Source organism: Roseovarius ramblicola (assembly GCF_042430665.1).
Taxonomy (GTDB): Bacteria; Pseudomonadota; Alphaproteobacteria; order Rhodobacterales; family Rhodobacteraceae; genus Roseovarius; species Roseovarius ramblicola.
Genome location: NZ_JBHMEC010000010.1, coordinates 116831 through 141518 on the forward strand (window position 1 = coordinate 116831; position 24688 = coordinate 141518).

General features: G+C 68.0%; 18 protein-coding genes. 7 read left to right on the forward strand and 11 right to left on the reverse strand.

What is annotated here, in order from left to right:
* The first annotated feature begins 38 nt into the window (after window positions 1-38).
* Window positions 39-425 carry a hypothetical protein gene (locus ACFFU4_RS06915; protein WP_377068435.1) on the forward strand — a complete coding sequence of 129 codons (387 nt, stop codon included), beginning with the start codon at window positions 39-41 and terminating at the stop codon, window positions 423-425.
* Window positions 426-438: 13 nt separating this feature from the next.
* On the opposite strand, the gene ACFFU4_RS06920 is transcribed toward ACFFU4_RS06915, so the two are convergent.
* Complete coding sequence (locus ACFFU4_RS06920; RefSeq protein ID WP_377068437.1) at window positions 439-1311, reverse strand: NAD(P)-dependent oxidoreductase; 873 nt, start codon at window positions 1309-1311, stop codon at window positions 439-441.
* A 99-nt stretch (window positions 1312-1410) separates the two neighbouring features.
* Here ACFFU4_RS06920 and ACFFU4_RS06925 point away from each other — a divergent pair, with 99 nt between their 5' ends.
* Window positions 1411-3885 carry a penicillin acylase family protein gene (locus ACFFU4_RS06925; RefSeq protein ID WP_377068439.1) on the forward strand — a complete coding sequence of 825 codons (2475 nt, stop codon included), beginning with the start codon at window positions 1411-1413 and terminating at the stop codon, window positions 3883-3885.
* Between the two features lie 60 nt (window positions 3886-3945).
* On the opposite strand, the gene ACFFU4_RS06930 is transcribed toward ACFFU4_RS06925, so the two are convergent.
* From ACFFU4_RS06930 to ACFFU4_RS06960, 7 genes are all read right to left on the reverse strand, one after another.
* Complete coding sequence (locus ACFFU4_RS06930; protein WP_377068441.1) at window positions 3946-4734, reverse strand: FAD binding domain-containing protein; 789 nt, start codon at window positions 4732-4734, stop codon at window positions 3946-3948.
* Window positions 4735-4748: 14 nt separating this feature from the next.
* A complete protein-coding gene (locus ACFFU4_RS06935; RefSeq protein ID WP_377068443.1) occupies window positions 4749-7112 on the reverse strand; it encodes a xanthine dehydrogenase family protein molybdopterin-binding subunit in 2364 nt (787 codons plus the stop codon).
* A gap of 118 nt (window positions 7113-7230) precedes the next feature.
* Entirely contained in the window at window positions 7231-7716 is a 486-nt protein-coding gene (locus ACFFU4_RS06940) for a (2Fe-2S)-binding protein (protein WP_377068445.1), read from the reverse strand.
* 117 nt (window positions 7717-7833) lie between these two features.
* Window positions 7834-8826 carry a molybdopterin-binding protein gene (locus ACFFU4_RS06945; protein ID WP_377068447.1) on the reverse strand — a complete coding sequence of 331 codons (993 nt, stop codon included), beginning with the start codon at window positions 8824-8826 and terminating at the stop codon, window positions 7834-7836.
* Entirely contained in the window at window positions 8823-9785 is a 963-nt protein-coding gene (locus ACFFU4_RS06950; RefSeq protein WP_377068449.1) for an XdhC family protein, read from the reverse strand. Before ACFFU4_RS06950 ends, ACFFU4_RS06945 begins: the two co-directional genes overlap by 4 nt.
* A gap of 2 nt (window positions 9786-9787) precedes the next feature.
* Window positions 9788-11050 carry a vWA domain-containing protein gene (locus ACFFU4_RS06955; RefSeq protein ID WP_377068451.1) on the reverse strand — a complete coding sequence of 421 codons (1263 nt, stop codon included), beginning with the start codon at window positions 11048-11050 and terminating at the stop codon, window positions 9788-9790.
* Between the two features lie 58 nt (window positions 11051-11108).
* Window positions 11109-12017 (reverse strand): AAA family ATPase, encoded by a 909-nt coding sequence (locus ACFFU4_RS06960; protein ID WP_377068453.1) that lies wholly within the window; start codon window positions 12015-12017, stop codon window positions 11109-11111.
* Between the two features lie 200 nt (window positions 12018-12217).
* Between ACFFU4_RS06960 and ACFFU4_RS06965 the strand changes: the two genes are divergently transcribed.
* The 4 genes from ACFFU4_RS06965 to ACFFU4_RS06980 all read left to right on the forward strand — a co-directional run bounded on the left by ACFFU4_RS06965 (window position 12218) and on the right by ACFFU4_RS06980 (window position 16709).
* Window positions 12218-13159 (forward strand): P-loop NTPase family protein, encoded by a 942-nt coding sequence (locus ACFFU4_RS06965; protein ID WP_377068455.1) that lies wholly within the window; start codon window positions 12218-12220, stop codon window positions 13157-13159.
* A gap of 40 nt (window positions 13160-13199) precedes the next feature.
* On the forward strand, window positions 13200-14237 hold the full coding sequence (pyrC, locus tag ACFFU4_RS06970; protein WP_377068457.1) for a dihydroorotase: 1038 nt from the start codon (window positions 13200-13202) through the stop codon (window positions 14235-14237).
* A 76-nt stretch (window positions 14238-14313) separates the two neighbouring features.
* Window positions 14314-14991 (forward strand): orotate phosphoribosyltransferase, encoded by a 678-nt coding sequence (locus tag ACFFU4_RS06975; RefSeq protein WP_377068459.1) that lies wholly within the window; start codon window positions 14314-14316, stop codon window positions 14989-14991.
* Window positions 14992-15221: 230 nt separating this feature from the next.
* A complete protein-coding gene (locus ACFFU4_RS06980; RefSeq protein WP_377068461.1) occupies window positions 15222-16709 on the forward strand; it encodes a replicative DNA helicase in 1488 nt (495 codons plus the stop codon).
* 313 nt (window positions 16710-17022) lie between these two features.
* On the opposite strand, the gene ACFFU4_RS06985 is transcribed toward ACFFU4_RS06980, so the two are convergent.
* The 3 genes from ACFFU4_RS06985 to ACFFU4_RS06995 form a co-directional block, all read right to left on the reverse strand.
* The gene (locus ACFFU4_RS06985; RefSeq protein WP_377068463.1) at window positions 17023-19179 is read right to left on the reverse strand and encodes a slr1591 family oxidoreductase; all 2157 of its coding nucleotides are present in this window, start codon (window positions 19177-19179) and stop codon (window positions 17023-17025) included.
* Between the two features lie 12 nt (window positions 19180-19191).
* Window positions 19192-20967, reverse strand: a complete 1776-nt coding sequence (locus ACFFU4_RS06990) for an SLC13 family permease (protein ID WP_377068465.1) — start codon at window positions 20965-20967, stop codon at window positions 19192-19194.
* Between the two features lie 191 nt (window positions 20968-21158).
* Window positions 21159-21428: an usg protein gene (locus tag ACFFU4_RS06995; protein ID WP_377068467.1), complete on the reverse strand. Its 270-nt coding sequence runs from the start codon at window positions 21426-21428 to the stop codon at window positions 21159-21161.
* 191 nt (window positions 21429-21619) lie between these two features.
* On the opposite strand from ACFFU4_RS06995, the gene gyrA reads away from it, so the two are divergent.
* Window positions 21620-24358, forward strand: a complete 2739-nt coding sequence (gene gyrA / locus ACFFU4_RS07000; RefSeq protein ID WP_377068469.1) for a DNA gyrase subunit A — start codon at window positions 21620-21622, stop codon at window positions 24356-24358.
* Window positions 24359-24688 lie beyond the last annotated feature (330 nt).

Genomic DNA, 24688 nt, shown 5'->3' on the forward strand with positions numbered 1-24688 from the left:
GAGTATTTTTACCAAGCAGAAACCATGAGGAGGCGCTCATGATCCGCGAGATATGGCACAGCTACCGCCGACTGCCGCTCTGGGTGCAGCTTTGGGTGTCGGTGATCCTCGTGCCGGTGAACGCCGCGTCGCTGGGTTACGTGGCGCAGCCCGCGGGCGGATGGCTCGCGGCGATGGCGGTGGGGGCGATGCTGGTGAACGGCGTCCTGATGCTTGCCGAGCGCGGATTCTCCAAGGCGATGGCCCTGCCGCATGCCCTGATCTGGACGCCGATGCTGGCGCTGATCCTCTGGCTGCTGGCGCAGGACATCGCCGCGCCCTATCGCGCCTACCTGCTGATCCTGCTGGCGGTCGATGCGGTGTCGCTGGTTTTCGACCTCATCGACACGCGCAAATGGCTGTCAGGCGACCGGGGGATCGCCTGACCGCGGCCGGGTCTCAGCCCAACTTGCGCAGACGCGCGAGCAGGCTGGATGTGTCCCAGCGCCCGCCGCCCATCTTCTGCACGTCCTTGTAGAACTGATCGACCAGCGCGGTGACCGGCAGGCTGGCCCCCACCTCGTCGGCGGTGTCGAGGCAGATGCCCAGATCCTTGCGCATCCAGTCCACCGCGAAGCCATGGTTCCACTTGTCATCGAGCATGGTCTCGTAGCGGTTCGACATCTGCCACGATCCGGCCGCGCCCTGGCTGATCACCTCGACCACCGCGCGCCCGTCAAGCCCGGCGGACTCGGCAAAGTGCAGCGCCTCCGAGAGCCCCTGCACCAGCCCCGCGATGGCGATCTGATTGGCCATCTTGGTCATCTGGCCGGCACCGCTCTCGCCGATGCGGCGGCAGAGCTTGGCATAGACCTGCATCACCGGCTCGGCGGCGGCATACGCGCCTTCGTCGCCGCCGCACATGATCGAGAGCTGCCCGTTCTCGGCCCCCGCCTGCCCGCCGGAAACCGGCGCATCGACGAAGCCAAAACCGCCCGCCTGCGCGGCCTCGTAAAGCTCGCGGGTCACCTTGGCGGACACGGTGGTGTGATCGACGAATATCGCGCCCGTGTCCATGCCGGCGAAGGCGCCGTCCTCGCCCAGGCACACACTGCGCAGATCGTCATCATTGCCGACGCAGGCCATCACGAACCCGGCCCCCTGCGCCGCTTCGCGCGGGGTGGGCGCGGACCGCCCGCCATGCTGCGCCACCCATTTTTCGGCCTTCGACGCGGTGCGGTTGTAGACGCAGACGTCGTGCCCCGCCGCCGACAGGTGCCCTGCCATCGGATAGCCCATGACGCCCAGTCCCAGAAATGCCAGTCTGGCCATATCTCTCTCCTCCTGTCCTGTCGCGTTGCCATTGTCTCGCCCCGGATTTCTGACTATCCCCGGCGGGGATGCAAGCCCAAACTCGGAAAGGTGCCGCCCATGCGGGTGATCCTGAAATGGCTGTTGCGGGCCGCGGGCGGGCTGGCGGCGCTGGCGTTGGTGGCGGTGCTGATCGCCTACGTTCTGCTCGCGCGGTCGCTGCCGGATTACGACAAGCGGCTCACGGTCGAGGGGCTGTCCGCCCCGGTCGAGATCGTCCGCGACAATGCCAACGTGCCGCATGTCTTCGGGGCGAGCGACGCCGACACCTTCTTCGGCCTCGGCTATGCCCATGCCCAGGACCGGCTCTGGCAGATGACGATGATGCGCCGCACCGCGCAGGGGCGGCTGTCGGAGGTGTTCGGGGCCCGCACCGTCAGGATCGACACCACGCTGCGCCGGTTTGACCTCTATAACCTCGCGCGCGCCTCGGTCGCCGCGCAGGATGCCGCGACGCTGGCCGCGCTCAAGGCCTATTCCGACGGGGTCAACGCGCGGCTCACGGAAATCAACCGCGAGGCGCTGGGGCGCGGCGCGCCCGAGCAGTTCCTGTTCAACGCCCCCGTCGCCCCCTGGCAGCCCGCCGATTCCATCGCGCTGATCAAGCTGATGGCGGTGCAGTTGTCGGGGCATCTGGGCGAGGAAGTTCTGCGCGCCCGCACCTCGCTCGCTCTCGACAACGAGACGCGTCTCGCCGATATCCTGCCCGACGCGCCTGGCGGCGGAATCGCGGCGCTGCCGGATTATGCCGCGCTGTTCCCCGGCGCGCAATTTGCCAGCGCCGGGGACGCGGGCCCCACAGGCCACCCGCTCTCGCCCTTCAAGGCGCGCGCCTTCGCCGGGGCGTCCAATGCCTGGGCCGCCGCGCCCGGGCGCGCGGCCTCGGGCGGCACCTTGCTGGCGAATGACCCGCACCTGGGCTTTTCCGCGCCGGGCATCTGGTATCTCGCGCGGCTGGAGCTGGAAACCGGCGGGGTGATCGGCGGCACCATCCCCGGCATCCCCGCAATCCTCACCGGGCGCAACGCGCGGCTGGGCTGGGGGCTGACCTCGTCCTATCTCGACGATCAGGACGTGTTCATCGAGCGGCTCAACCCTGATGACCCGAACCAGTACCTGACGCCCGAGGGCTGGAAACCGTTCCGCACCGTGCGCTCGATCGTCGAGGTCAAGGATGCAGATCCCGTCACCCTCACGCTGCGCTGGACCGGCAACGGCCCGGTCCTGCCCGGCAGCCACTACGACCTCGGCGAAGTGACGCCGCAAGGGCATGTCGCCGCCGTGGGGTGGACGGCGCTATCGCGCGAGGACACGACAATGACCGCCGCCATGCGGCTGATGCGCGCGGGGTCGGTCGAGGAGGCGCTGGAGAGCACCCAACTCTTCGTCGCGCCCGCGCAGAACCTCACCCTCGCCGACGAGTCCGGCATCGCGCTGCGGCTCATTGGGGCCATGCCACGCCGCCACGCCCGCCACGAAAGCGAAGGCCGCATGCCCTCGCGCGGCTGGATCCCCGAGAACCGGTGGCAGGGGATGCTGCCCGCCACCGCCAATCCCGAGTTCGTCGATCCCACGGGCGGCATCCTCGGCAACACCAACAACAAGATCGTGGACCGCCCCTTTCCCATGCATGTCAGCCATCACTGGGGCGACACGCAGCGCATCCATCGCTGGCGTCAGCTCATGCAGCGGCGCGAGGTGCACACGCGCGACAGCTTCATCGAGGCGCAGCTCGACACGGTGAGCTTTACCGCGCGCTCGCTGCTGCCGCTCATCGGGGCGGATCTGTGGTTTACCGGCGAGGCGGCCCCCGAGGGCACACCCGAGCGCCTGCGCCAGCGCGCGCTGGAACTGCTCGCCGACTGGAACGGCGAGATGAACGAGCACCTGCCCGAGCCGCTGATCTATGCCGCGTGGGTGCGGGCGCTGATGGCGCGGCTGATCGAGGACGATCTCGGGCCGCTGGCGCGCAAATTCGACCACCCCGAGCCGGTGTTCATCGAGCGGGTGTTCCGCGACGTGGACGGCGCCTCGGAATGGTGCGACATCCGCCAATCCGCCGCGCGCGAGACCTGCACCGACATCGCGCGCATGGCCCTCGACGACGCGCTGATCTGGATATCCGAGCGCTACGGCCGCTCGCTCGAAAGCCTGCGCTGGGGCGACGCCCACCAGGCCACGCAGGACCACCAGGTGCTGGGCGAGGTGCCGCTCTTGCGCTATTTCGTCAACATCCGCCAGTCCACCTCGGGCGGTGACAACACGCTGATGCGCGGGCGCACGCGGGGCGGCGCGGGGCCGGACCCGTTTCACAACGTCCACGGGGCGGGCTATCGCGGCGTCTACGATTTCGCCGATCCCGACAGCAGCGTGTTCATCACCTCCACCGGTCAGTCCGGCCATTTCCTCAGCCGCCATTACGACGATCTCGCCCAGCTCTGGCGGCGCGGCGAATACATCCCGATGTCGCTCGACGCAGGGCTGGCGCGCGCCGCTGCGGTCGGGGTGACGGTGCTGGAGCCGACAGCAAGGTAGGCACCGAAAGGGCCGCGCCCGGCACCCCGGCGCGGCCCTCTCCGCGATCGGCGGCCGGGCTCAGCCCGCCGCCGCCACCGCCCGGCGCGTCATCACGCCCGCCAGATGCGCGCGGTAATCGCCCGAGCCGTGCAGGTCGGAGATCATGCCGTCGCCCGACAGGCTCAGCCCCTCCACGGCACCAGCGGAGAAATCCGACGACAGCGCCGCCTCGGCCTCGGACCAGCGGAACACGCCGTCCTCCGACGCGCCGGTGACCGCCACGCGCACGCCATCGGCGTATTTCGCCACGAACACCCCCACCAGCGCAAAGCGCGAGGCGGGCTGCTCGAACTTCTGGTAGGCCGCCTTCTCCGGCACCGGAAAGCGCACCTCGGTGATGATCTCGCCATCTTCGAGCGTGGTGGTGAACATCCCCTCGAAGAAATCATCCGCCGCGATCTGCCGGTTTGTGGTCACCACCGTCGCCCCCGAGCCCAGCACCGCCGCCGGGTAGCAGGCGGAGGGGTCGTTGTTGGCGAGGCTGCCGCCGATGGTGCCGCGGTTGCGCACCGCCGGATCGCCGATATTGGCGGCGAGCGCGGCCAGCGCCGGGTAGGCCCCCGCGCCTGCGGCCACGTCAGCATGGGTGGTGCCCCCGCCAATGCACAGCGCGCCGTCGTCGGCGGTGCAGATGCCCCTGATCTCGGCCACCCCCGACAGCGCCACAAGCCGCGCGGGCGCCGCCAGCCGTGCCTTGAGCGCGGGGATGAGCGTCTGGCCGCCGCCCAGCGCCTGCGCCTCCTCCGCCCCCAGCGCGGTGACCGCATCGGCCAGCGTCTTGGGCCGGTTTATCTCGAATGCATACATGTCCTTGTCCTCCCTCAGCCCTGCATCGCCTGCCACACCCGCGAGGGCGACAGCGGCATGTCGATATGGGTGACATCCTTGCCCGCGCTTTGCAGCGCGTCGATCACCGCGTTCACAACCGAGGGCGGGCTACCGATGGCCCCCGCCTCGCCGCAGCCCTTGACGCCCAGGGGATTGTGCGTGCAGGGCGTCTGGCAGGAATGATCGACCTGGTAGAACGGCACATCATCGGCACGCGGCATGGCGTAATCCATGTAGCTGCCGGTCAGAAGCTGGCCGTTCTCGTCATAGGCACAGCCTTCCAGCAGCGCCTGCCCGATGCCCTGACCGATCCCGCCATGCACCTGCCCCGAGACGATCATCGGGTTGATGACATTGCCGAAATCGTCGGCGGCGGCAAACCGCTCGATGGTGACGCGGCCGGTGTCGGGATCGACCTCCACCTCGCAGGCATAGGCCCCCGCCGGGTAGGTGAAGTTGGCCGGATCATAGAACGCCGTCTCCTCCAGCCCCGGCTCGATATCTTCCAGCGGATAGTTATGCGGCACGTAGGCGGCCAGCGTGACATCACCCCAGGCCACCGACTTGTCCGTGCCCGCGACGCTGAACTGCCCGTCCTTGAGCTCGATATCGGCCTCGCTCGCCTCCATCAGATGGGCCGCGATCTTGCGCGCCTTGTTGATGATCTTCTCGGTCGCGCGCACCATGGCAGAGCCGCCCACGGCGATGGAGCGCGAGCCGTAGGTGCCCATGCCCATCGGTGTGTTGGCGGTGTCGCCATGCACGATCTCGACCTGATCGGCGTCGATGCCGATCATCTCGGCCACCACCTGCGCAAAGGACGTCTCGTGCCCCTGCCCGTGGGAATGCGAGCCGGTCATCACCACGAGGCCGCCGGTGGCATTTACCCGCACCGTCGCGCTCTCATAGAGGCCCGCGCGCGCCCCCAACTGCCCGACAAGGTGCGACGGCGCGATGCCGCAGGCTTCGATATAGCAGTTGATGCCCAGACCGCGCAGGCGGCCCTTGGCCTCGCTCTCCTTGCGGCGCGCGGCAAAACCCTTGAAATCCGCGATCTCTTCCAGCTTGTCCATCGTGGCGTGATAGTCGCCAGTGTCATATTCCACCGCCACCGGCGTGGCATAGGGAAACTCGGTGATGAAGTTTTGCCGACGCAGAGCGATCGGATCGACCCCCAACTCGCGCGCCGCCTTGTCGATCACGCGCTCGAGCTGGAACGTGGCCTCGGGCCGCCCCGCACCGCGATAGGCATCGACCGGCACGGTGTTGGTAAAGACCGCCTTGACGTTCACGTATATCAGCGGCGTCTTGTAGTTCCCGGCCATCAGCGTGCCATGCAGCCAGGTCGGCACCGAGGGCGCAAAGGTGCTCAGATACGCGCCCATATTGGCATGCGTGTCGGTACGCAGCGCGGTGAAATTGTTCTCCTTGTCCAGCGCCAATTCGATCCTGGTCACGTGGTCGCGGCCATGCGCATCGGTCATGAACGCCTCGGAGCGCGAGCAGGTCCATTTCACCGGGCGATTGAGCGCCTTGGCGGCGAAGGTGCAGAACGCCTCTTCGGCATAATGAAAGATCTTGGAACCGAAGCCGCCACCCACATCCGGGGCCACCACGCGCAGCTTGTGCTCGGGGATGCCCAGCACAAAGGCGCCCATCAGCAGCCGGATCACATGCGGGTTCTGGCTCGTGGTATAAAGCGTGTGATCGCCGGTCGAGCGATTGAAGTCGCCCACGGCGACACGCGGCTCCATCGGGTTGGCAACCAGCCGGTTATTGACCAGTTCCAGCGACGTGACATGCGCGGCGGTCTCGAACGCCTCGTCCACCGCCGCCTTGTTTTCCTCGACGAACCCCCAGTCATAGCAGAGGTTCGAGGTCAGATCGTCATGCACCTTCGGCGCGCCATCCTCCAGCGCCGCCTTCATGTCCACGACGGCGGGCAGTTCCTCGATATCGAGCTCGATCGCCTCGGCGGCATCGCGCGCCTGTTCGCGGGTTTCGGCCACCACGGCGGCAATCGGATCGCCGACATGGCGCACCTTGCCCTGCGCCAGCACCGGATGCCCCGGCTCCTGCATCACCTCGCCGTGCCGGTCGGTCACCTGCCAGCCGCAGGGCAGCCCGCCGATGCCTTCGAAATCCTTGCCGGTGAATACCCGGAGCACGCCGGGCATGGCCTCGGCGGCACTGGTATCGACCGATATCAGCCGCCCATGCGCCACGTCCGAGCGCAGGAAATGCACATAGCCCTGCCCGCGCAGGTTGATGTCGTCGGTATAATTGCCCGTGCCGGTCAGAAACCGCACGTCCTCGCGCCGCTTGCTGCTGGCACCGATGCCTCCGTCCTTTGGCATGTCTTGACCTCCCTGAATCGTCCGGGGTCTCCCCCAACACACCCGCCGCGCGTTCATCTTTCCCGAAATACTCCGGGGCAGCGCCACAGGCGCGGGGGCAGCGCCCCCTCTTGTCCGCTTACTCCGCCGCGACCCGGCTCACATCCTGACCGCTCGCCGCCATGATCGCCTTCACGATGTTGTGATAGCCGGTGCAGCGGCAGATATTGCCCTCGAGATAGTCGCGCACCTCCGCCTCCGTGGGCGTCGGGTTCTCGGCCAGAAGCGCCGCCGCCGACATCACCATGCCCGGCGTGCAGAACCCGCATTGCAACCCGTGATGATCCTGGAACGCGGCCTGGACGGGATGCATGGTGCCGTCGGGCTCGGCCATCCCCTCGATGGTCTTCACCTCCATGCCCTCGGCCTCGGCGGCGAACATGGTGCAGGCTTTCACCGCCTTGCCATCCACATGTACCACGCAGGCCCCGCACTGGCTGGTATCACAGCCCACATGGGTGCCCGTCAGGTTCAGGGTCTCTCTCAGGAAATCGACAAGAAGCGTGCGGCCCTCGATCTGGCCCGACGCTGGCTTGCCGTTCACGGTCATCTTGACCTCTGGCATTGGCTCCTCCCGGTTCGATTATATGTCGCTTCCACTCAGTCACTAGTCGCGTATGTCTGACTGTCCACTGCGACTAAAGCATGCCTCCCGCCGCTTGAGAACCCGGTTTCTTGTGCCTCAGCCACGCGGGCCGCGCCGCGGCTGCGGGCGCGTCGGGATTTCCTTGAGCAGCCCGCCCACGCCCATCGCCGCGATCTCGGCGGCACCGCAGGGCAGCCCGCAGGCCACCCGCGCCAGCACCCAGTCGGCCCCGTGCAGCACCGGACTGCGCGCCGAGCCCGGCAGGCCGATCACCGGACGACCATGTAAATCGCCCAGAAACAGCATATTGCCCGGATCGACCGGCATGCCGAACCGCTCCACCTGACCGCCGGCAAGGCGCAGCGCCTGCGGGGCGGTATCATAGGGGTCCGACGTGGCCGAGGCGGTGAGGATCAGCACGATCTCGCCCTCCGCCTCGGCAATGGCCTGCGCCAGCGCCTCCTCTTCATGGGGGCACGTCACCGTCCCGGCCATCTCCATGCCAAGGCCCGCGACCCGCGCCGTGATCGCCTCCACGCCCTTGGTCCCCGGCCCGCCGGGCACATCGGTCACGATCAGGCTGACCGTGGCAAAGCACGCCGTGGCCAGCCGCACCGCGCCGCGCGCGGCCTCTGCTGCGGCCTCCACCGCCACGCCCGGCACACCATAGGCGATGATCTTGATCGTCGCGATCATGCCGCCCGCGCGGATCTGGTGGTGGTCGGGCACGGTGGCCACGGTGATCATCGGATGCACCGCATTGGCGGCGTTGATCGCAGCCGCGTCGAGGCAGACCACGCCGGGCCGCTCCGCCGTCAGGTTCACCCTGCCGGTGAAGGGCTGGCCCAACCCGACCCCGGCCGCCCCGTCATGAAGCGCGCGGGCCAGGGCTTGCGCCGCGGCATCCTCATGCAGATCCCCCGCCTCCAGCCGCGCGACCGTCACGCAGTCATAGCCCGCCTCTGCCAGCGCCGCGATCTCGTCCGGCCCCAGCACAGCTCCCTTGCGCAACCGCCCCGTCGCCACACGCTCGGAATGTGCCAGAATCGCGCCCTCCGCCCCGGCCAGCGGCACGGGTCCGAATTTCATGCGCCTTTCCTCAGCACACGGGTCATCTCGGCCAGGATGCTCACCGCGATCTCCGACGGCCCCGCCGCCCCGATATCAAGGCCGATGGGCCCGTGAATGCGCCCGATTTCCGCCTCGGAAAACCCGGCCCCGGTCAGCCGTTCCACCCGCCTGGCATGCGTCCGGGTGGACCCCAACGCACCGATATAGAACACCTGCGAGCGCAGCGCCTCGGTCAGTGCGGCATCGTCCAGCTTGGGATCATGCGTCAGCAGCACAAGCCCCGTGCGCAGATCGAGGCCCAGGGCCCGCAGCCCCTCGTCGGGCCAGTCCTGCAACACCGTCTCGCCGGGAAACCGCGCCTCCGAGGCAAAGCTTTCACGCGGGTCGATCAGGATCGGATCATAGCCCGCGATCCGGGCCATCGGCACGAGGGCTTGCGCGATATGCACCGCCCCCACCACGATCAGGCGCAGCGGCGGGTTGTGGATGGCCACGAAGGTCTCGCCATCCTCCTCGAACCCCGAACGGTCCATCCGAAAGCGGCCCTCATGTCCATCTCGCTCCAGCCTGCGGCCCGTCGGCCCGGTCACATAGGCCACCGGCACGCGCGCCTCCCGCGCCAGCACCAGATCCGCCAGCAGATCCTCGGGCATGACCGATCCCACCGGCTCCACCAGCACCCGGATCGTGCCGCCACAGGCGAGGCCCACGGCAAAGGCATCGCCGTCGCTGACGCCATATTCCAGCATCACCGGACGGCCCTCCTCAATGGCGTCGAGCGCCTCGGCGACCACCGCCCCCTCGACACAACCGCCCGAGACCGAGCCCGCGATCTCGCCCTCGCCGGAAACCGCCAGTTGACTGCCCACCCGGCGCGGCGCGCTGCCCCAGGTCTCGACCACCGTGGCCAGCGCCGCCCGCTTGCCCGCCCGGTGCCACGCGAGCGCGGTCTCGGGTATGTCGTCGAAGCGGTCCATCTTCATCCCCCCTGCAACGCCGCCATCAGCCGCGCCTTTTCGCCATCGTCGTCGCGGCGCGAGATCGCCTCGGCCAGATCCTCCAGCGTGGCGATGGAATGGCCCGCGCGAAACGCGTCCACATGCGGCAGCATCGCGCGGATGCCTTGCGCCTTGGGCGCAAACCCCTCCCACCGCAGCAGCGGGTTGAGCCAGATAAGCCGCCGCGACGACAGGTGCAGGCGTTCCATCTCGTGGCTCAGCGCCTCAGGCGCGTCGCGGTCCAGACCGTCGGTGATCAGCAGGACCACCGCGCCCTGCCCCATCACCCGGCGCGACCAGTCGCGGTTGAACGCGTGTAGCGACGCGCCGATGCGCGTGCCACCCTCCCAATCCTGCGCCTGTTTGCCGGCGGCGGCAAGCGCCGCATCCACATCCCGCGTCGCCAGTTGCCGGGTGATATTGGTCAGTTGCGTGCCAAAGGTAAAGGCATGCACCCGCGCCCAGCCCGCCCCCTTCTGATTGGCGACAGCATGGAGAAAATGCAGGACCATCCGGCTATATTGGCTCATCGAGCCGGAGATATCGCAAAGCACCACCAGATTGGGCCAGCGCTCGCGCGGTTTCTTGCGGTGAATGCGCCGCATCTCGCCACCGTGGCGCAGCGCCCCGCGCAAGCTGCGCCGCATGTCGAGCCGCGCGCCCTGCGGGCTCGCCATGCCCCGGCGCGAGGCGAAGGGTTTGACCGGCAGCCTGAGCCGCGCCAGCATGCGCTTGGCCTCGGCCATTTCCGCATTGCTCATCTGCTCGAAATCGAGTTTGCGCAGCCGCTCCTCGCCCGACATCGTGGCCGAGGCGTCGATGTCGATCTGCACCTCGTCGCCCTCGTGCTCCTCGATCTCGGGCGCGTCGCGCGCCACACCGTCAAGCAGCGCCTCCGCCGCGCGCTTCTCGGCGGCCTGCGCGCTGCGATCCTCCTGCACGCCCCGGATGGCGGGCAGCATCATCGCCATCATGTGCTCCACATAGCGCGGATCGCGCCAGTAGAGGCGAAACACCTGCGCAAAGACCGCCAGATGCTCGGGCCGCGTCACGAGGCACGCGCGCAGCGTGTAAAAGAAATCCTCGCGGCTGCTGAACCCGGCGGCGGCCACCGCGCGCACCGCGTCGATCACCCGCCCCGGCCCGATGGGCAGCCCCGACGCCCGCAGCGCCCGCGCGAAATGGGTGATGTTATGGGTCAGCTTGGGGTCGTCGGGCAGATCGAGCGGGGCATATTCGGTCATCGCATCCCGTGGGGGCGCTGCCCCCACACCCCCGGAGTATTTCGACCAAAAAGAAACATCAGGCGGGTGCCAGCGTGCTGCGCACCTCGTCGAGAATGCGCTTGGCCTCGGAGCCCTGCATGCGGGCGATGTCGTCCTGATATTTCAGGATCGCGCCCAGCGTGTCGGCGATCACCTCGGGGCTGAGGCTGATCACATCGAGCGCCAGCAGGCATTTGGCCCAGTCGATGGTCTCGGCCACGCCCGGTTTCTTGAACAGATCCTCGGTGCGCAGGGCCTGAACGAAAGCCACCACCTCGCGGCTGAGCTGTTCTGCCGCCTCGGGCGCGCGGGCCTGCAATATCTCGATCTCGCGCTCGAACGTGGGGTAATCCACCCAGTGATAGAGACAGCGCCGCTTCAAGGCGTCATGCACCTCGCGGGTGCGGTTCGAGGTCAGGATCACGATCGGCGGCTCGGGGGCGTGGATCGTGCCCAGCTCCGGGATCGTCACCTGAAAATCCGAGAGCGCCTCCAGCAGGAACGCCTCGAAGGGCTCGTCGGTGCGGTCGATCTCGTCGATCAGCAGCACCGGCGCACCGCCCGATTGCGGGCGCATCGCCTGCAGGAGCGGGCGCTCGACGAGGTATTCCTCGGTGAAAAGCTCATCCTTGAGATGCCCGCGATCCACGCCGCCCGCCGCCTCGGCGGTGCGGATGGCGATCATCTGTTCGGCGAAATTCCATTCATAGACAGCGCTCGCCGCATCCAGCCCCTCGTAGCATTGCAACCGAATGAGCCGCCGCCCGAGCCCGGCGGCGATGGCCTTGGCGATCTCGGTCTTGCCGGTGCCCGCCTCGCCCTCGAGGAACAGCGGCCGGCCAAGGGTGAGCGCGAGATAGGTCACCGTGCCGAGCGCGCGCCCGCAGATGTAGTTCTGCGCCGCCAGCATGTCCTGCACCGCGCCGATGGATGGGGGGATGTTCACCTGGCCTGACCTCCGACTGTCTCACGCCCCACAGGACTGCATGGTGCGGCCCGGGCGGTCAAGGGCGCGCACGCGCGGACAACCGCGCAGAAAGCCCGCGGATTTTCCCAAGTTTCGCCCCAATCCACCAGCATTTTCCAGGCTCGAAGCGGGCCGCAGACCCGCCACGGGGCAGTGAGTGACAGACAAGGTCGAAGCGGATGCAGGACAACAGCGACATCACCGGTGCCGATCTCCTGGGGCAGGACTGGCAGGGCTGGCTCGACCGCGCCGAGGCGGCGGTGGGCGATGACGGCTACATGCAGCCACTGGGTGCGAACCACGCGGCGCTGTTCTGCGAACGCAAGCCGGTGCTGCTCGTCACCTTCGAAAACTTCGACCGGATCGAGGACATCTCCGACAAGGGCCAGCCGTTCGGCTGGACGATGCTCGACGCGCTCGGCTGGTCGCATATGTGCCTTCTGAGCCGCGGCGACACCTGGTTCCGCGACGCCCGCGTCTACGGCTATTTCGACCGGCTGATCGACGACGGCTTCTTCGACGAGTTCGAGCAGGTGATCTTCTACGGCGCGGGGGCCTGCGGCTACGCCGCCGCCGCGTTCTCGGTGGCGGCACCGGGCGCAAAGGTGCTGATGCTGCGCCCGCAGGCCACGCTCGACCCGCGCGTCGCCGAGTGGGACGACCGCTACCTTGCCATGCGCCGCACCTCGTTCACCGACCGCTACGGCTACGCGCCCGACATGCTCGACGCCGCCGACACGGCCGTGCTGCTCTACGACCCCGAGGTCGAGTTCGACGCGATGCACTCGGCGCTGTTCAACCGCGCCAACGTGTTGCGCTTCCGCACCCGCCATCTCGGCTATTCCATCGAGGAGACGCTGGCGCAGATGGGCCTGCTGCAGCGCATGCTGGCACAGCTCAGCGCGGGCAGGCTCACCCGCCGTAGCCTCGCGCAGCTCTGGCGCAAGCGCCGCGACGAACAGGGCTACCTGTTCGCGCTGCTGCGCCGGCTGGCAGGCGAGCAGCGCGACGCACTCACCGTGCTCTTCTGCGAGAACGTGCTGGCGCGCAAACGCGGCGGCCCGCGCTACCGCAACGCGCTGAGCAAGGCGCGCGCCCGGCTCGACGTGCAGGACGGCTAGCACTGGCGCAGCCGGACGCGATTGTGTATGCGCTCTGGCCATGACCGAGAGCCTCACCATCCGCCGCCCCGATGACTGGCACCTGCACCTGCGCGACGGCGCGATGCTCGACGCCGTTCTGCCGCAAAGTGCCCGTCACTTTGCCCGCGCCATCGTCATGCCCAACCTCGTGCCACCGGTGGTCACCTCCGCTGACGCCCGCGCCTATCGCGACCGGATCATGGCCGCCCTGCCCGGGGGGATGGATTTCACCCCGCTGATGACGCTCTACCTGACCGAAGAGACCGACCCGGACGACGTTACCGCCGCCCATGCGTCGGGCCTCATCTCGGCGGTCAAGCTCTACCCGGCGGGTGCCACCACCAATTCCGCCTCCGGCGTGCGCGATTTCGACCGCGTGCGCGGCGTGCTGGACAAAATGGCCGAGATCGGCCTGCCGCTCTGCGTGCATGGCGAGGTGACCGACCCGGAGGTGGACATCTTCGACCGCGAGGCCGCGTTCATCGACCGCGTGCTCGACCCCGTCCGCCGCGCTACGCCGGGGCTGCGCGTGGTGATGGAGCATGTGACCACCTCCGATGCCGTGGACTATGTCACCTCGCAGGATCGCGACCTCGCCGCCACGATCACCACCCATCACCTCGTGATCAACCGCAACCATATCCTCGTCGGCGGGATCAGGCCGCATTACTACTGCCTGCCCGTGGCCAAGCGCGAGACGCACCGCCTTGCCCTGCGCGCGGCCGCCACCTCGGGCGACGCGCGCTTTTTCCTCGGCACCGACAGCGCACCGCATATCGACCCCCTGAAGGAAAGCGCCTGCGGCTGCGCGGGCTGCTTCACCGCGCCCAACACCATGTCGATTCTCGCCCATGTCTTCGAGGAAGAAAACGCCCTGAAAAGGCTCGAGGGCTTCACCTCGCTTCACGGGCCCGCCTTCTACGGCCTGCCGCCCAACGAGGCTCACATGACCCTGACCAGGGGCGACCCGGTCGCCTACCCGCCCAGGATCGACACCGGCGACGGCCCCGTCACCGTGTTCGACCCCGGCTTTCCCCTGCATTGGCGGGTGGACTGATCTTCATCTTGCCCGAAATATCCCCGCCGGAGGCATCGCATCTCTTCGGCGCACCGCCAGACCCAAGGACCACGCCATGATCCCCGCCACCTACCCGCCCAAGGACGAAATCGCCCGCCTCACCGCCCGGATGCTGCTCGAAATCGGCGCGGTGCATTTCAACGCGGACACGCCCTTCATACTCGCCTCCGGCCTGCCCTCGCCCACCTATATCGACTGCCGCAAACTGATCAGCTACCCGCGCATCCGCAGCACCCTGATGGATTTCCTCACCGTCACCGTGATGCGCGAGGCAGGGTTCGAGGCGTTCGACAATATCGCGGGCGGCGAGACGGCGGGCATTCCCTTTGCCGCGTTCGTGGCCGAGCGCATGGCCCTGCCGATGACCTATGTGCGCAAGAAACCCAAGGGCTACGGGCGGGGTGCCCGCATCGAAGGCGCGATGACCGAGGGGCAGCGCGTGCTGCTGGTCGAAGACCTCACCACCGATGGCGGCTCGAAACTCAGCTTCGTCGATGCCATCCGCGAAACGGGGGCCACCTGCGCGCATACGGGCGTGATCTTCTACTACGGCATCTTCCCCGAGACCGAGCGCACGCTCGGCGATCACGGCGTCGCGCTGCACCACCTCTGCACGTGGTGGGACGTGCTGGCAGAGGCGCGCGCGCAAGGCGCGTTCGATACCGCCACGCTCGATCAGGTCGAGGGTTTCCTGCGCGATCCGCGTAAGTGGCAGCAAGACAACAAGAAATAAATCCATCCCGGAAAACGGTGGATAACCCGCCCATCGAATCGAAAACCGCGTCCAGATGTGGTAGGGTCGGCACACGCCGACGCAGGATACGGGGCCGGGCATCGCGCGGGCGGGGCGTCGATCCGGTTATCCACGCCTCCGTCCACAGCCTTGTCCATGTGGCGCGCGCGCGGGCTTTGGCGTAGAACCCGGCAAGGGCGCAAATCAGGAAACACGAGGTCAGCATCGGCATGAACGAGGTCAGCGTCTTTAACCCGACCGGGGCCGGGATCGAGGCCGCCGACAGTGTGCCCCACTCCATCGAGGCCGAGCAGCAGCTTCTCGGCGCGATCCTGACCAACAATGATATCTACGACCGCGTGGCGGCCATCATCGGGCCGCAGCATTTCTACGACCCCGTCCATGCCCGCGTCTTCGAAACCGCGGCGGCGCGGATCACGCGCAACGCGCTGGCCTCGCCGGTGACACTGCGCGCCTTTCTCGAGGACGACGAGGGGCTCAGGGAACTCGGCGGCCCGGCCTATCTCGTGAATCTCGCGGGCGCGGCGATCTCGACCTATGCCGCGCGCGACTACGCGCAGATGATCTACGATCTCGCCATCCGCCGCGAGCTGATCGGATTGGGCCACGACATCGCCGCCCGTGCGGCCCGCGTCGAGATCGGCAGCGAGCCGGGCGACCAGATCGTCGAGGCCGAGCAGAAGCTCTACAACCTGGCCGAACAGGGCAAGTCCGACACCGGCTTCCAGAGCTTCCTTCGGGCGGTCAAGGACGCCGTGGACGTGGCCAACGCCGCGTATCAGCGCGACGGCGGGCTTGCCGGGCTTGCCACCGGGCTCGACGACATGGACACCAAGCTCGGCGGCCTGCACCGCTCGGACCTCTTGATCCTCGCCGGGCGGCCGTCGATGGGCAAGACCTCGCTCGCCACCAACATCGCCTTCAACATCGCCCGCGCGTTCCGCCGCGGCACCCTGCCCGACGGCACGCAGGGCGCGGTGGATGGCGGCGTGGTGGGCTTCTTCTCGCTCGAAATGTCGGCCGAGCAACTGGCCAGCCGCATCCTGTCGGAGGCCTCGGAAATCCCCTCGCACAAGATCCGCCGCGGCGATATGGACGAGGGCGAATTCCGCCGCTTCGTCGACGCGGCCAAGGATCTCGAATCCTGTCCGCTCTTCATCGACGACACCGCCGCCATCCCGATCTCGCAACTCGCGGCGCGCGCCCGCCGGCTAAAGCGCACCCACGGGCTCGACCTGCTGATCGTGGACTACCTCCAGCTCGTGCGCGGCACCGCCGACAACCGCGTGCAGGAGATCGGCGAGATTTCCATGGGCCTCAAGGCCATCGCCAAGGAGCTCGACATCCCCGTGCTCGCCCTGTCGCAGCTCTCGCGCCAGGTGGAGAGCCGCGAGGACAAGCGCCCGCAACTGTCGGACCTGCGCGAGTCGGGCTCGATCGAGCAGGACGCCGACGTGGTGATGTTCGTGTTCCGCGAGGTCTATTACAAGGAACGCGAGAAGCCGGGCGACCACGAGCTCGACAAGATGGCCGAGTGGCAGGAGGCGATGAGCCGCCTCACCGGCAAGGCCGAGGTCATCATCGGCAAGCAGCGCCACGGCCCCATCGGCACGATCGAGCTGAGTTTCGAGGACCAGTTCACCCGCTTCGGCAACCTCGTGAAACCGTGGCAGCAAGGCGCGGGCGGGGATTTCTAGCAGGCGGGGCGACGGGCGACCAGGACGGTGCGAATGGCCTGTTGCGGTCGTTGGGTGCTTGTCTCCGGCGCGGAATCAAGGCCGAAGGCCGCCGCGCCATCGCATGTCCGCCCCGTCGCACCAAAGGTGCGCCGATACAGTCGGCACGCCTTTGGCGTGACGGACAGGCGATGTGGCTCAGCCAGCGCGCCGATTGCATGTTTTGCGGGAAAGCAGACATAAAGTGCACTGAAGAACCGTCAGATCGCCTGCCCGCGGACATGCGATGGCGCGGCTCACTGCAATGTCCCCTCCAGGCCAAAAGCGGCGCACCTCATCCCGCCACCGCCCCACAGCGCACCGCACCCGGCACCCCGTCCTCGATCCCGCCGATCCGCGCAGCCCCGTGACCGGCCTCCCGCAGTCGCGCCACCAGCGCATCGGCCTCGCCCGCCGCCACTGCGGCCAGCAGTCCCCCCGCCGTCTGCGGATCGTGCATGAGCGCCGCGCGCCCCCCCTCGCCCAGCCCCGCCACCGGCGCCGCGCGGCGGTTGGCCGCCCAGATGGTCGAACGCAGGCCGCGCGCGGCCAGCGCCTCCGCCCCCGGCATCGGCGGCACCGCCTCCGGGTCGATCCACGCCGCCACGCCGGACTCGCGGCACATATTGCGCAGGTGCCCGGCCAGCCCGAACCCGGTGACGTCGGTCATCGCATGCGCCCCCGACAGGAGTGCCGCCGCATCCCCCTGCGGCTCCACCAGCCGATTGAACAGCGCCACGATGTCGCGGCCCTCGGCCACTCCCCGCATATCGGCGGCCAGCAGCGTGCCGGACCCGATCGGCCGCGTCAGGATCAGCGCATCGCCCGGGCGCCCACCCGCGAGCGTGATCGCCTCCCCCTCGACGATCCCGGTCAGGGCGAACCCGATGCTCGCCTCCGCCCCCATGCTCGAATGGCCGCCGACAATCTGCGCCCCGGCGGGCGCCAGCGCCGCGCGCGCACCCGCCATGATCTCGGTCATGCTGCGCGCCTGCAATGCCTCGCTCATGCGCGGCAGCGTCACCGACACCAGCGCCGCCTGCGGCCGCGCCCCCATCGCCCAGATATCGCCCAGCGCGTGCAGCGCCGCGATCCGCGCCATCAGCCCGTGATCTTCGGTGAACGCGCGAAGGTGATCGGTGCTCAGCACCTGACGCACCCCCCCCGTCTCGATCACGGCGGCGTCGTCGCCCGGCCCGGCGATGGCACCGCGCAGCACCTCGGGTGCCACCTTGGCCCCGCACCCGCCGCACATCGGCTCGTCGTCCACCTCCCCGGACAGCGCGCGCAGGCGCGGCAGCGGCTCCGCGCGCATCTGCGGCAACGGGTCGAACTTGTCCATGAAGGCGCGGTCGATCCGGTCCTTCCAGCGCCACAGCAGCCGCCCGGAAAAGGCGATCCCCAGCTTCTCGGCCACCGCCCGCCGCTCGCCCAGCGATACCAGCTTGAGATAGTCGCGCTGCGGCCGGAACGCCCGCGTCTGCCCGCCACAAAGCACCGCACGCAGGTTGTCGCGCAGCACCGGGGCCACACGCACGGCAAAGACACCGGCCTTGGGCCGCGGCGCATGGCCGAGATGCGCGCAGTCGCCCACGGCGAAAAGCGCGTCCTGCCCCTCCACCCGCATGTCGGCTGCGACGCGCACAAAGCCGTCCTGCGTCACCGGCAGGCCGGTTTGCGCCAGCCACTCATGCGCCCGCGCCCCGGCCGCGCCGACGGTCAGCCGCGCGGGCACCGCCTCGCCCCCCTCAAGCAGCACCGCATCCGACCGCACCTCCGCCACCCGCGCGCCGGTGCGGACGCGCACGCCCATATCGGCCAGCGCGCGCATCAGCCGCGGGCGCAGCACCGGTCCCCCGGGCGCGATCTGCGGCGCGCGCTCGATCAGGCTCACATCCGCCCGGCCGGCCGCCTGCCGCAGCCGGTGCGCCATCGCCAGCGCCACCTCGACCCCGGCAATGCCGCCGCCGATCACCGCCGCCCCGGGGGCCTCTCGCCCCGCCGCCACCTCGGCCACGAACGCCTCCCAGCGCGCGGCGAACGGGCCCAACGGCTTCACCGCCAGCCCATGCTCGGCAAAGCCCGGCAGGCCCGGCATCCGCGCGTGCACGCCCACATCCACCGAGGCCACGTCATAGCCGATCTCGCGCCCGTCCCCCAGCGTGATCCGCCGCGCGCCCGCATCGATCCCGCAGGCCGCGCCCACGATCAGCCGCGCGCCCGCGAACCGCGCCAGCCGCACCAGGTCGATCTCCAGGTCGCGCTGCCGGTAATGCCCCGCCACCATCCCCGGCAGCATCCCCGAATAGGGGGCCACCGGGTTCGGATCGATCACCGTCAACCGCGCGCCGGGCAGCGGCTCCATCCCCCACATGCGCAACACCAGCGCGTGGGCATGCCCGCCCCCCACAAGGACCAGGTCACGGCTCAGCGGCACCGGCGAGGGCATCATCGCGCGCGCTCCTCAGAACGGAAAGAACAGCGGGATCACCAGCACCGCCACCACCGCGTAAAGCAGGTTGAGCGGCAGGCCCACCACCAGGAAGTCGCGGAACTTGTAGCCCCCCGCGCCATAGACGAAGGTGTTGGTCTGATAGCCGATGGGTGTGGCGAAACTCGCCGAGGCGGCGAACATCACCGCGATGATGAACGGGCGCGGATCATAACCCAGCTCGATGGCCAGCGCGATCACGATGGGCCCGACGAGGATCGCCACGGCGTTGTTGGTCACCATCTCGGTCAGCAGGTTGGTCAGCACATAGACCGCCGCCAGCACCGCCAGCGGCCCCAGGCCCTGCATCAGCCCCACCATGTTCTCGACGATCAGCTTGGCGGCACCGGTCTCCTGTAACCCCAGACTCATGCCCAGCATCCCGAAGATCAGGAACAGGATCGGCCAGTCGATGGCGTCGAACGCCTCGTCCGCCTCGACACACCCCGTCACCATCACCACCACGGCGCCGATCACGGCGAGCCCGGCGATGGGCATGACGCCCAGCGCGGCGAGGAACATGACCGCCACGATGGTGGCGATGGCGATGGGCGCCTTGGAGCGGCGCATCGCCTGGTCGGCGGGCTCGGTGAGGTTGACGATGCCGCCATCCTCCATCAGCCGCCGCAGCCCCTCGGGCGGCCCTTCCAGCAGTACCGTGTCGGCGAATTGCAGCCGCACCTCGGGCAGGTCGCGGCTGATGTTCTGCTCCTGCCGGTGGACAGCCATCAGGTAGACGCCGTATTTGCGGCGCAGCTTGAGATCCTTGATGGGCCGCCCCCGCAGGTGCGAATGGGGCCCGACGCTGGCCTCCATCGTCACCGTGCGCTCGGCGGTGACCGGCTCGAAGCCGCTGTCATCCATGCCGCGGAACTCGATCTCGCCGTTTTCCTTCAGCCCCAGGATTTCGCCCGTGTCGGTCTTGATCACCACCCGGTCACCGGATTCCAGAACCAGCTCGCGCAGGTGGCGGCGCATCGACACCTCGCCGCGCACCACGTCGAGGACGCGCGCCCCGGCGCGGTTGAACGGCAAATCCTCCAGCTTCTTGCCGATATAGCGCGACTCGTGCGGAATCAGCAGCCGGGCGAGGAACTTGCGCTTGCCCTCCTGCCCCATCATCCCCGCCAGCGAGACCCGGTCGGGCAGCAGGAACCGCCCGGCAAACGCCATGTAGATCACCCCCACCGTGGCCAGCACCAGCCCCGGCAGCGTCATCTCGAACATGGTCAGCGCCGGCTGCCCGGCATCGCGCGCCACCCCGCTCATCAGGATGTTGGTCGAGGTGCCCACCAGCGTCAGCGTGCCGCCAAAGATCGCGGCATAGCTCAGCGGGATGAGCAACCGCGAGGAACTCACCCCCATCGACGCGCCCACCGAGATCATCACCGGCGCGAGCAGGATCACCACCGGCGTGTTGTTCATGAAGGCCGAGGCCGTCATCGTCGCCGCCATCATCAGGAACAGCGCCCGCAGGTAGCTGCCCTGCGCCTGCTTGCGCAGCCATCCGCCGATGATCTCGAGCACACCGGTGCGCTCCAGCGCCGCGGAGATGACGAACATCATGGCGATGGTGATCGGCGCCTCCGAGCCGAACACGCCCAGGAACGCCTCGGTCTCGATGATGCCGGTGGCCAGCAGCACCGCCGACGCGCCGAGCGCCGTCACCGAGGGCGGGAACAGCTCCTTGAAAAAACACAGGAAGACCCCGAGCAGCAGGAGCAGGACGAATATCTGGTCGGGGCTCATGGGCGGGTGTCGTCCTCACCGGGGTTGCGGGCTGACGCGCAGTAACAGCAGGACACCCCCCCGATTTCAACAGCTAATTGCCCGCAGCCGCCCGCCCGCGCACTCCTGATACCTTCTTCATACCTTCTTCTTGGGCAAAATACTCCGGGGGTTTGGGGGCTGGCCCCCAACCCGGCCCCCGACCCGGCCCCTCAATGCAGCGTGAATTCGCCGGTGACGTTGCGCCATTCCCCCGGCGCGATCAGCTTGCGGTGGCTGAAGCGCACCGAATGCAACGGCCCGTCGATCTCGCGCTGCCAGAACTCGATGAATTCGAACAGTTTCGGGTGATCGGGGGCAAGATCGTACTCCTGCCACAGGTAGCTGTTGAGCACATTCCGATAATCGGGCATCCGGTAGAAGAATTCCGCCGTGGTCAGCCCATAACCCTTCAGCATCATTTCCGTCTCGGTCATCTCCATGTCTCTGCTCCTGTCACTGCCTGACGGGACCAGTTTGCCACGGGGGAATTACTTTTCAATAAAAACAATATGTTATCACTCGTGATCGACGGCTGCCACTCGCCCGGTTCCTGCCCCATTGCACCCCACATCATGGCTCTGATATAGATGCTCCAACAATATCTTGCGCATGTCACAGGACGGTCAAAAACGTGAGCGATACGCCTCAACCCCCTGAAAATCCTGACGAAACAGCGCCCGCGCCCGGCGGCCCGCAGGTCTCGATCACGCACGAGATGAAGACCTCCTATCTCGATTACGCGATGAGCGTGATCGTCAGCCGCGCGATCCCCGATCTGCGCGACGGCCTGAAACCTGTGCACCGGCGCATCCTCTACGCCATGCACGAGGGCGGCAATACCCACGACAAGCCGTATCGCAAGTCCGCCCGCGCCGTGGGCGACGTCATGGGCAAGTATCACCCGCACGGCGACAGCGCGATCTACGATGCGCTGGTGCGCATGGCACAGGATTTCTCGATGTCCCTGCCGCTCCTGGACGGTCAGGGCAATTTCGGCTCGATGGACGGCGATAACGCGGCGGCCATGCGCTATACCGAAGTGCGCATGGACAAGCCCGCATCCTTCCTGCTGGCCGATATCGAGAAAGAGACTGTCGATTTCCAGGACAATTACGACGGCAAGGACCGCGAGCCCACCGTCCTGCCCGCGCGCTTTCCCAACATGCTGGTCAACGGCGCGGGCGGCATCGCCGTCGGCATGGCCACCAACATTCCGCCGCACAATCTGGGCGAGGTGGTGGACGCGACGCTGGCGCTGATCGACAACCCCGATCTCGGGACCGAGGATCTGATCCGCTACGTCCCCGGCCCGGATTTTCCCACCGGCGGGCTGATGCTTGGCCGGTCGGGCGCGCGCAAGGCGTATCTGGAGGGGCGCGGCAGCGTCATCATCCGCGCGCGCACCCGCACCGAGGAACTGCGCAAGGACCGTTACGCCATCGTCATCGACGAGGTGCCCTACCAGGTCAACAAGGCCAGCATGATCGAAAAGATCGCCGAGGCCGCCCGCGAAAAGCGCATCGAGGGCATCGCCCATGTGCAGGACGAAAGCGACCGCAACGGCGTGCGCGTGGTGGTCGAACTCAAGCGCGACGCAACACCGGATGTGGTGCTCAACCAATTGTTCCGCTTCACGCCGATGCAGACCTCGTTCGGCTGCAACATGCTGGCATTGAACGGCGGCAAGCCCGAACAGTTGACCCTGCACCGCTTCCTGTCGCTCTTCGTGCAGTTCCGCGAAGAGGTGGTCGCACGCCGCACCGCCCATGACCTGCGCCGCGCGCGCGAGCGGGCGCATGTGCTCTGCGGTCTCGCCGTCGCCGTCAGCAACGTGGACGAGGTGGTGGCCACCATCCGCGCCTCCGCCGACGCCGCCGAGGCGCGGCACAAGCTGATGGAGCGGCGCTGGCCCGCCGGCGACATCCTCGAATACATCGCGCTGATCGACGATCCCAGCCACCGCGCCAACGAGGACGGCACCTACAACCTCTCCGAGACGCAGGCCCGCGCCATCCTCGACCTGCGCCTGCAACGCCTGACGCAGCTCGGCGTGCGCGAGGTCACAGACGAGCTTCAGGAGCTTGCCGGCAAGATCAAGGATTACCTCGCCATCCTCGCCTCGCGCGAGCGGATCATGCGGATCATCTCGGACGAGCTGCGCGAGGTGCGCGAGCAATTCGCCGTGCCCCGCCGCACCGAGATCGTCGACTGGTCCGGCGACATGGAGGACGAGGACCTCATCGAGCGCGAGGACATGGTCGTCACCGTCACCCAGGGCGGCTATGTCAAACGCACCGCGCTGACCGATTTCCGCGCCCAGAAGCGTGGCGGCAAGGGCCTCAGCAGCATGTCCACCAAGGACGAGGACGTGGTCACCTCGCTGTTTGTCGCCAACACCCACACGCCGCTTCTGGTCTTCACCACCGACGGCATGGTCTACAAGCTGAAGACATGGCGCCTGCCGCTCGGGCAGCGCACCTCGCGCGGCAAGGCGATCGTCAACATCCTGCCGATCCCCACCGGCGTCTCGATCGCCGCGATCATGCCGGTGGACCGCACCGAGGAGGAGTGGGACGGCCTGCAAATCGTGTTCGCCACCTCGGCGGGCGACGTGCGGCGCAACGCGCTGTCGGATTTCACCAACGTGAAACGCAACGGCAAGATCGCGATGGACCTGCCCGAGGGCGTCGAGATGGTCAACGCGCGCATCTGCACCCCCGATGACGACGTGATGCTGGTCACCGATTCCGGTCGCGCGATCCGCTTTCCCGTCACCGATGTGCGCGTCTTCAAGGGCCGCAAATCCACCGGTGTGCGCGGCATCCGCCTGATGGGCGAGGACCGCGTCGTGTCGATGTCCGTGATCCGCCATTTCGAGGCCACGGCGGACCAGCGCGCCGCCTATCTCAAGATGCGCCGCGCCGCGGCCGGGGCCCCCGATGACGAAACGGGCGAGGACGAGGGCGATGCCGGGGCGGCGATTGACGCCACCCGTTTTTCCGAGATGCAGGCCGCCGAGAACCTGATCCTGACGATCACCGCGCGCGGCACCGGCAAGCTGTCATCGAGCCACGACTACCCCGTGCGCGGGCGCGGCGGCATGGGCGTGGCGGCCATCGACCGCGCCATGCGCGGCGGTCCGGTCGTGGCGTCCTTCCCGGTGAGCGCGGAAGACCAGATCATGCTCGCCACCTCGCGCGGGCAATCGATCCGCGTGCCTGTGATGGGTATTTCCTTCCGCTCGCGCAGCGCGGGCGGCGTGCGGGTGTTCGACACCGGCAAGGGCGAGGAGGTGGTCTCGGTCGCGTGGATCGCCGACCGCGCCGACGACACCGAAGAGGACGCAGGCACCGAGGACGCGCTCGGCTAGAGCATGTTGCTCAAAAGCGGGACCCGCTTTTGAGCTCCTTGAACGTGCGGAACCAGGCAGTTTGAGCGTGCCCGCGTGACTGCGGTCGAACGCGGCGCGCTCCAGTGTTTGCCACCTGACACAAGATACCCGACGAAAGCGGTGTATGGGGCATGAGCCCTGCATCCTGGATGCGAGACCGTCAGAGGCCGGTTTTGAGCCGGACATGCGGGCTGGGGCGGAACGGGGCTGTGGCAGGTTCTGGCCTGTTGCGGACATTGCAGTGAGCCGCGCCATCGGCAGGCCGCGGGCTGGCGATCCGACGTTTATTCAGGGCACTTTATGTCTCAG

Excerpts from the sequence above, each read along its gene's own strand:
- ACFFU4_RS06920 (WP_377068437.1), bottom strand. The coding sequence starts at position 1,311 with ATGGCCAGACTGGCATTTCTGGGACTGGGCGTCATGGGCTATCCGATG.
- ACFFU4_RS06995 (WP_377068467.1), bottom strand. The coding sequence starts at position 21,428 with ATGGAGATGACCGAGACGGAAATGATGCTGAAGGGTTATGGGCTGACC.
- ACFFU4_RS06945 (WP_377068447.1), bottom strand. The coding sequence starts at position 8,826 with ATGAAATTCGGACCCGTGCCGCTGGCCGGGGCGGAGGGCGCGATTCTG.
- pyrC (WP_377068457.1), top strand. The coding sequence starts at position 13,200 with ATGACCGAGAGCCTCACCATCCGCCGCCCCGATGACTGGCACCTGCAC.
- ACFFU4_RS06915 (WP_377068435.1), top strand. The coding sequence starts at position 39 with ATGATCCGCGAGATATGGCACAGCTACCGCCGACTGCCGCTCTGGGTG.
- ACFFU4_RS06990 (WP_377068465.1), bottom strand. The coding sequence starts at position 20,967 with ATGAGCCCCGACCAGATATTCGTCCTGCTCCTGCTGCTCGGGGTCTTC.
- ACFFU4_RS06975 (WP_377068459.1), top strand. The coding sequence starts at position 14,314 with ATGATCCCCGCCACCTACCCGCCCAAGGACGAAATCGCCCGCCTCACC.
- ACFFU4_RS06925 (WP_377068439.1), top strand. The coding sequence starts at position 1,411 with ATGCGGGTGATCCTGAAATGGCTGTTGCGGGCCGCGGGCGGGCTGGCG.
- ACFFU4_RS06980 (WP_377068461.1), top strand. The coding sequence starts at position 15,222 with ATGAACGAGGTCAGCGTCTTTAACCCGACCGGGGCCGGGATCGAGGCC.
- ACFFU4_RS06985 (WP_377068463.1), bottom strand. The coding sequence starts at position 19,179 with ATGATGCCCTCGCCGGTGCCGCTGAGCCGTGACCTGGTCCTTGTGGGG.
- ACFFU4_RS06965 (WP_377068455.1), top strand. The coding sequence starts at position 12,218 with ATGCAGGACAACAGCGACATCACCGGTGCCGATCTCCTGGGGCAGGAC.
- ACFFU4_RS06955 (WP_377068451.1), bottom strand. The coding sequence starts at position 11,050 with ATGACCGAATATGCCCCGCTCGATCTGCCCGACGACCCCAAGCTGACC.
- ACFFU4_RS06950 (WP_377068449.1), bottom strand. The coding sequence starts at position 9,785 with ATGGACCGCTTCGACGACATACCCGAGACCGCGCTCGCGTGGCACCGG.
- ACFFU4_RS06935 (WP_377068443.1), bottom strand. The coding sequence starts at position 7,112 with ATGCCAAAGGACGGAGGCATCGGTGCCAGCAGCAAGCGGCGCGAGGAC.
- ACFFU4_RS06940 (WP_377068445.1), bottom strand. The coding sequence starts at position 7,716 with ATGCCAGAGGTCAAGATGACCGTGAACGGCAAGCCAGCGTCGGGCCAG.
- ACFFU4_RS06930 (WP_377068441.1), bottom strand. The coding sequence starts at position 4,734 with ATGTATGCATTCGAGATAAACCGGCCCAAGACGCTGGCCGATGCGGTC.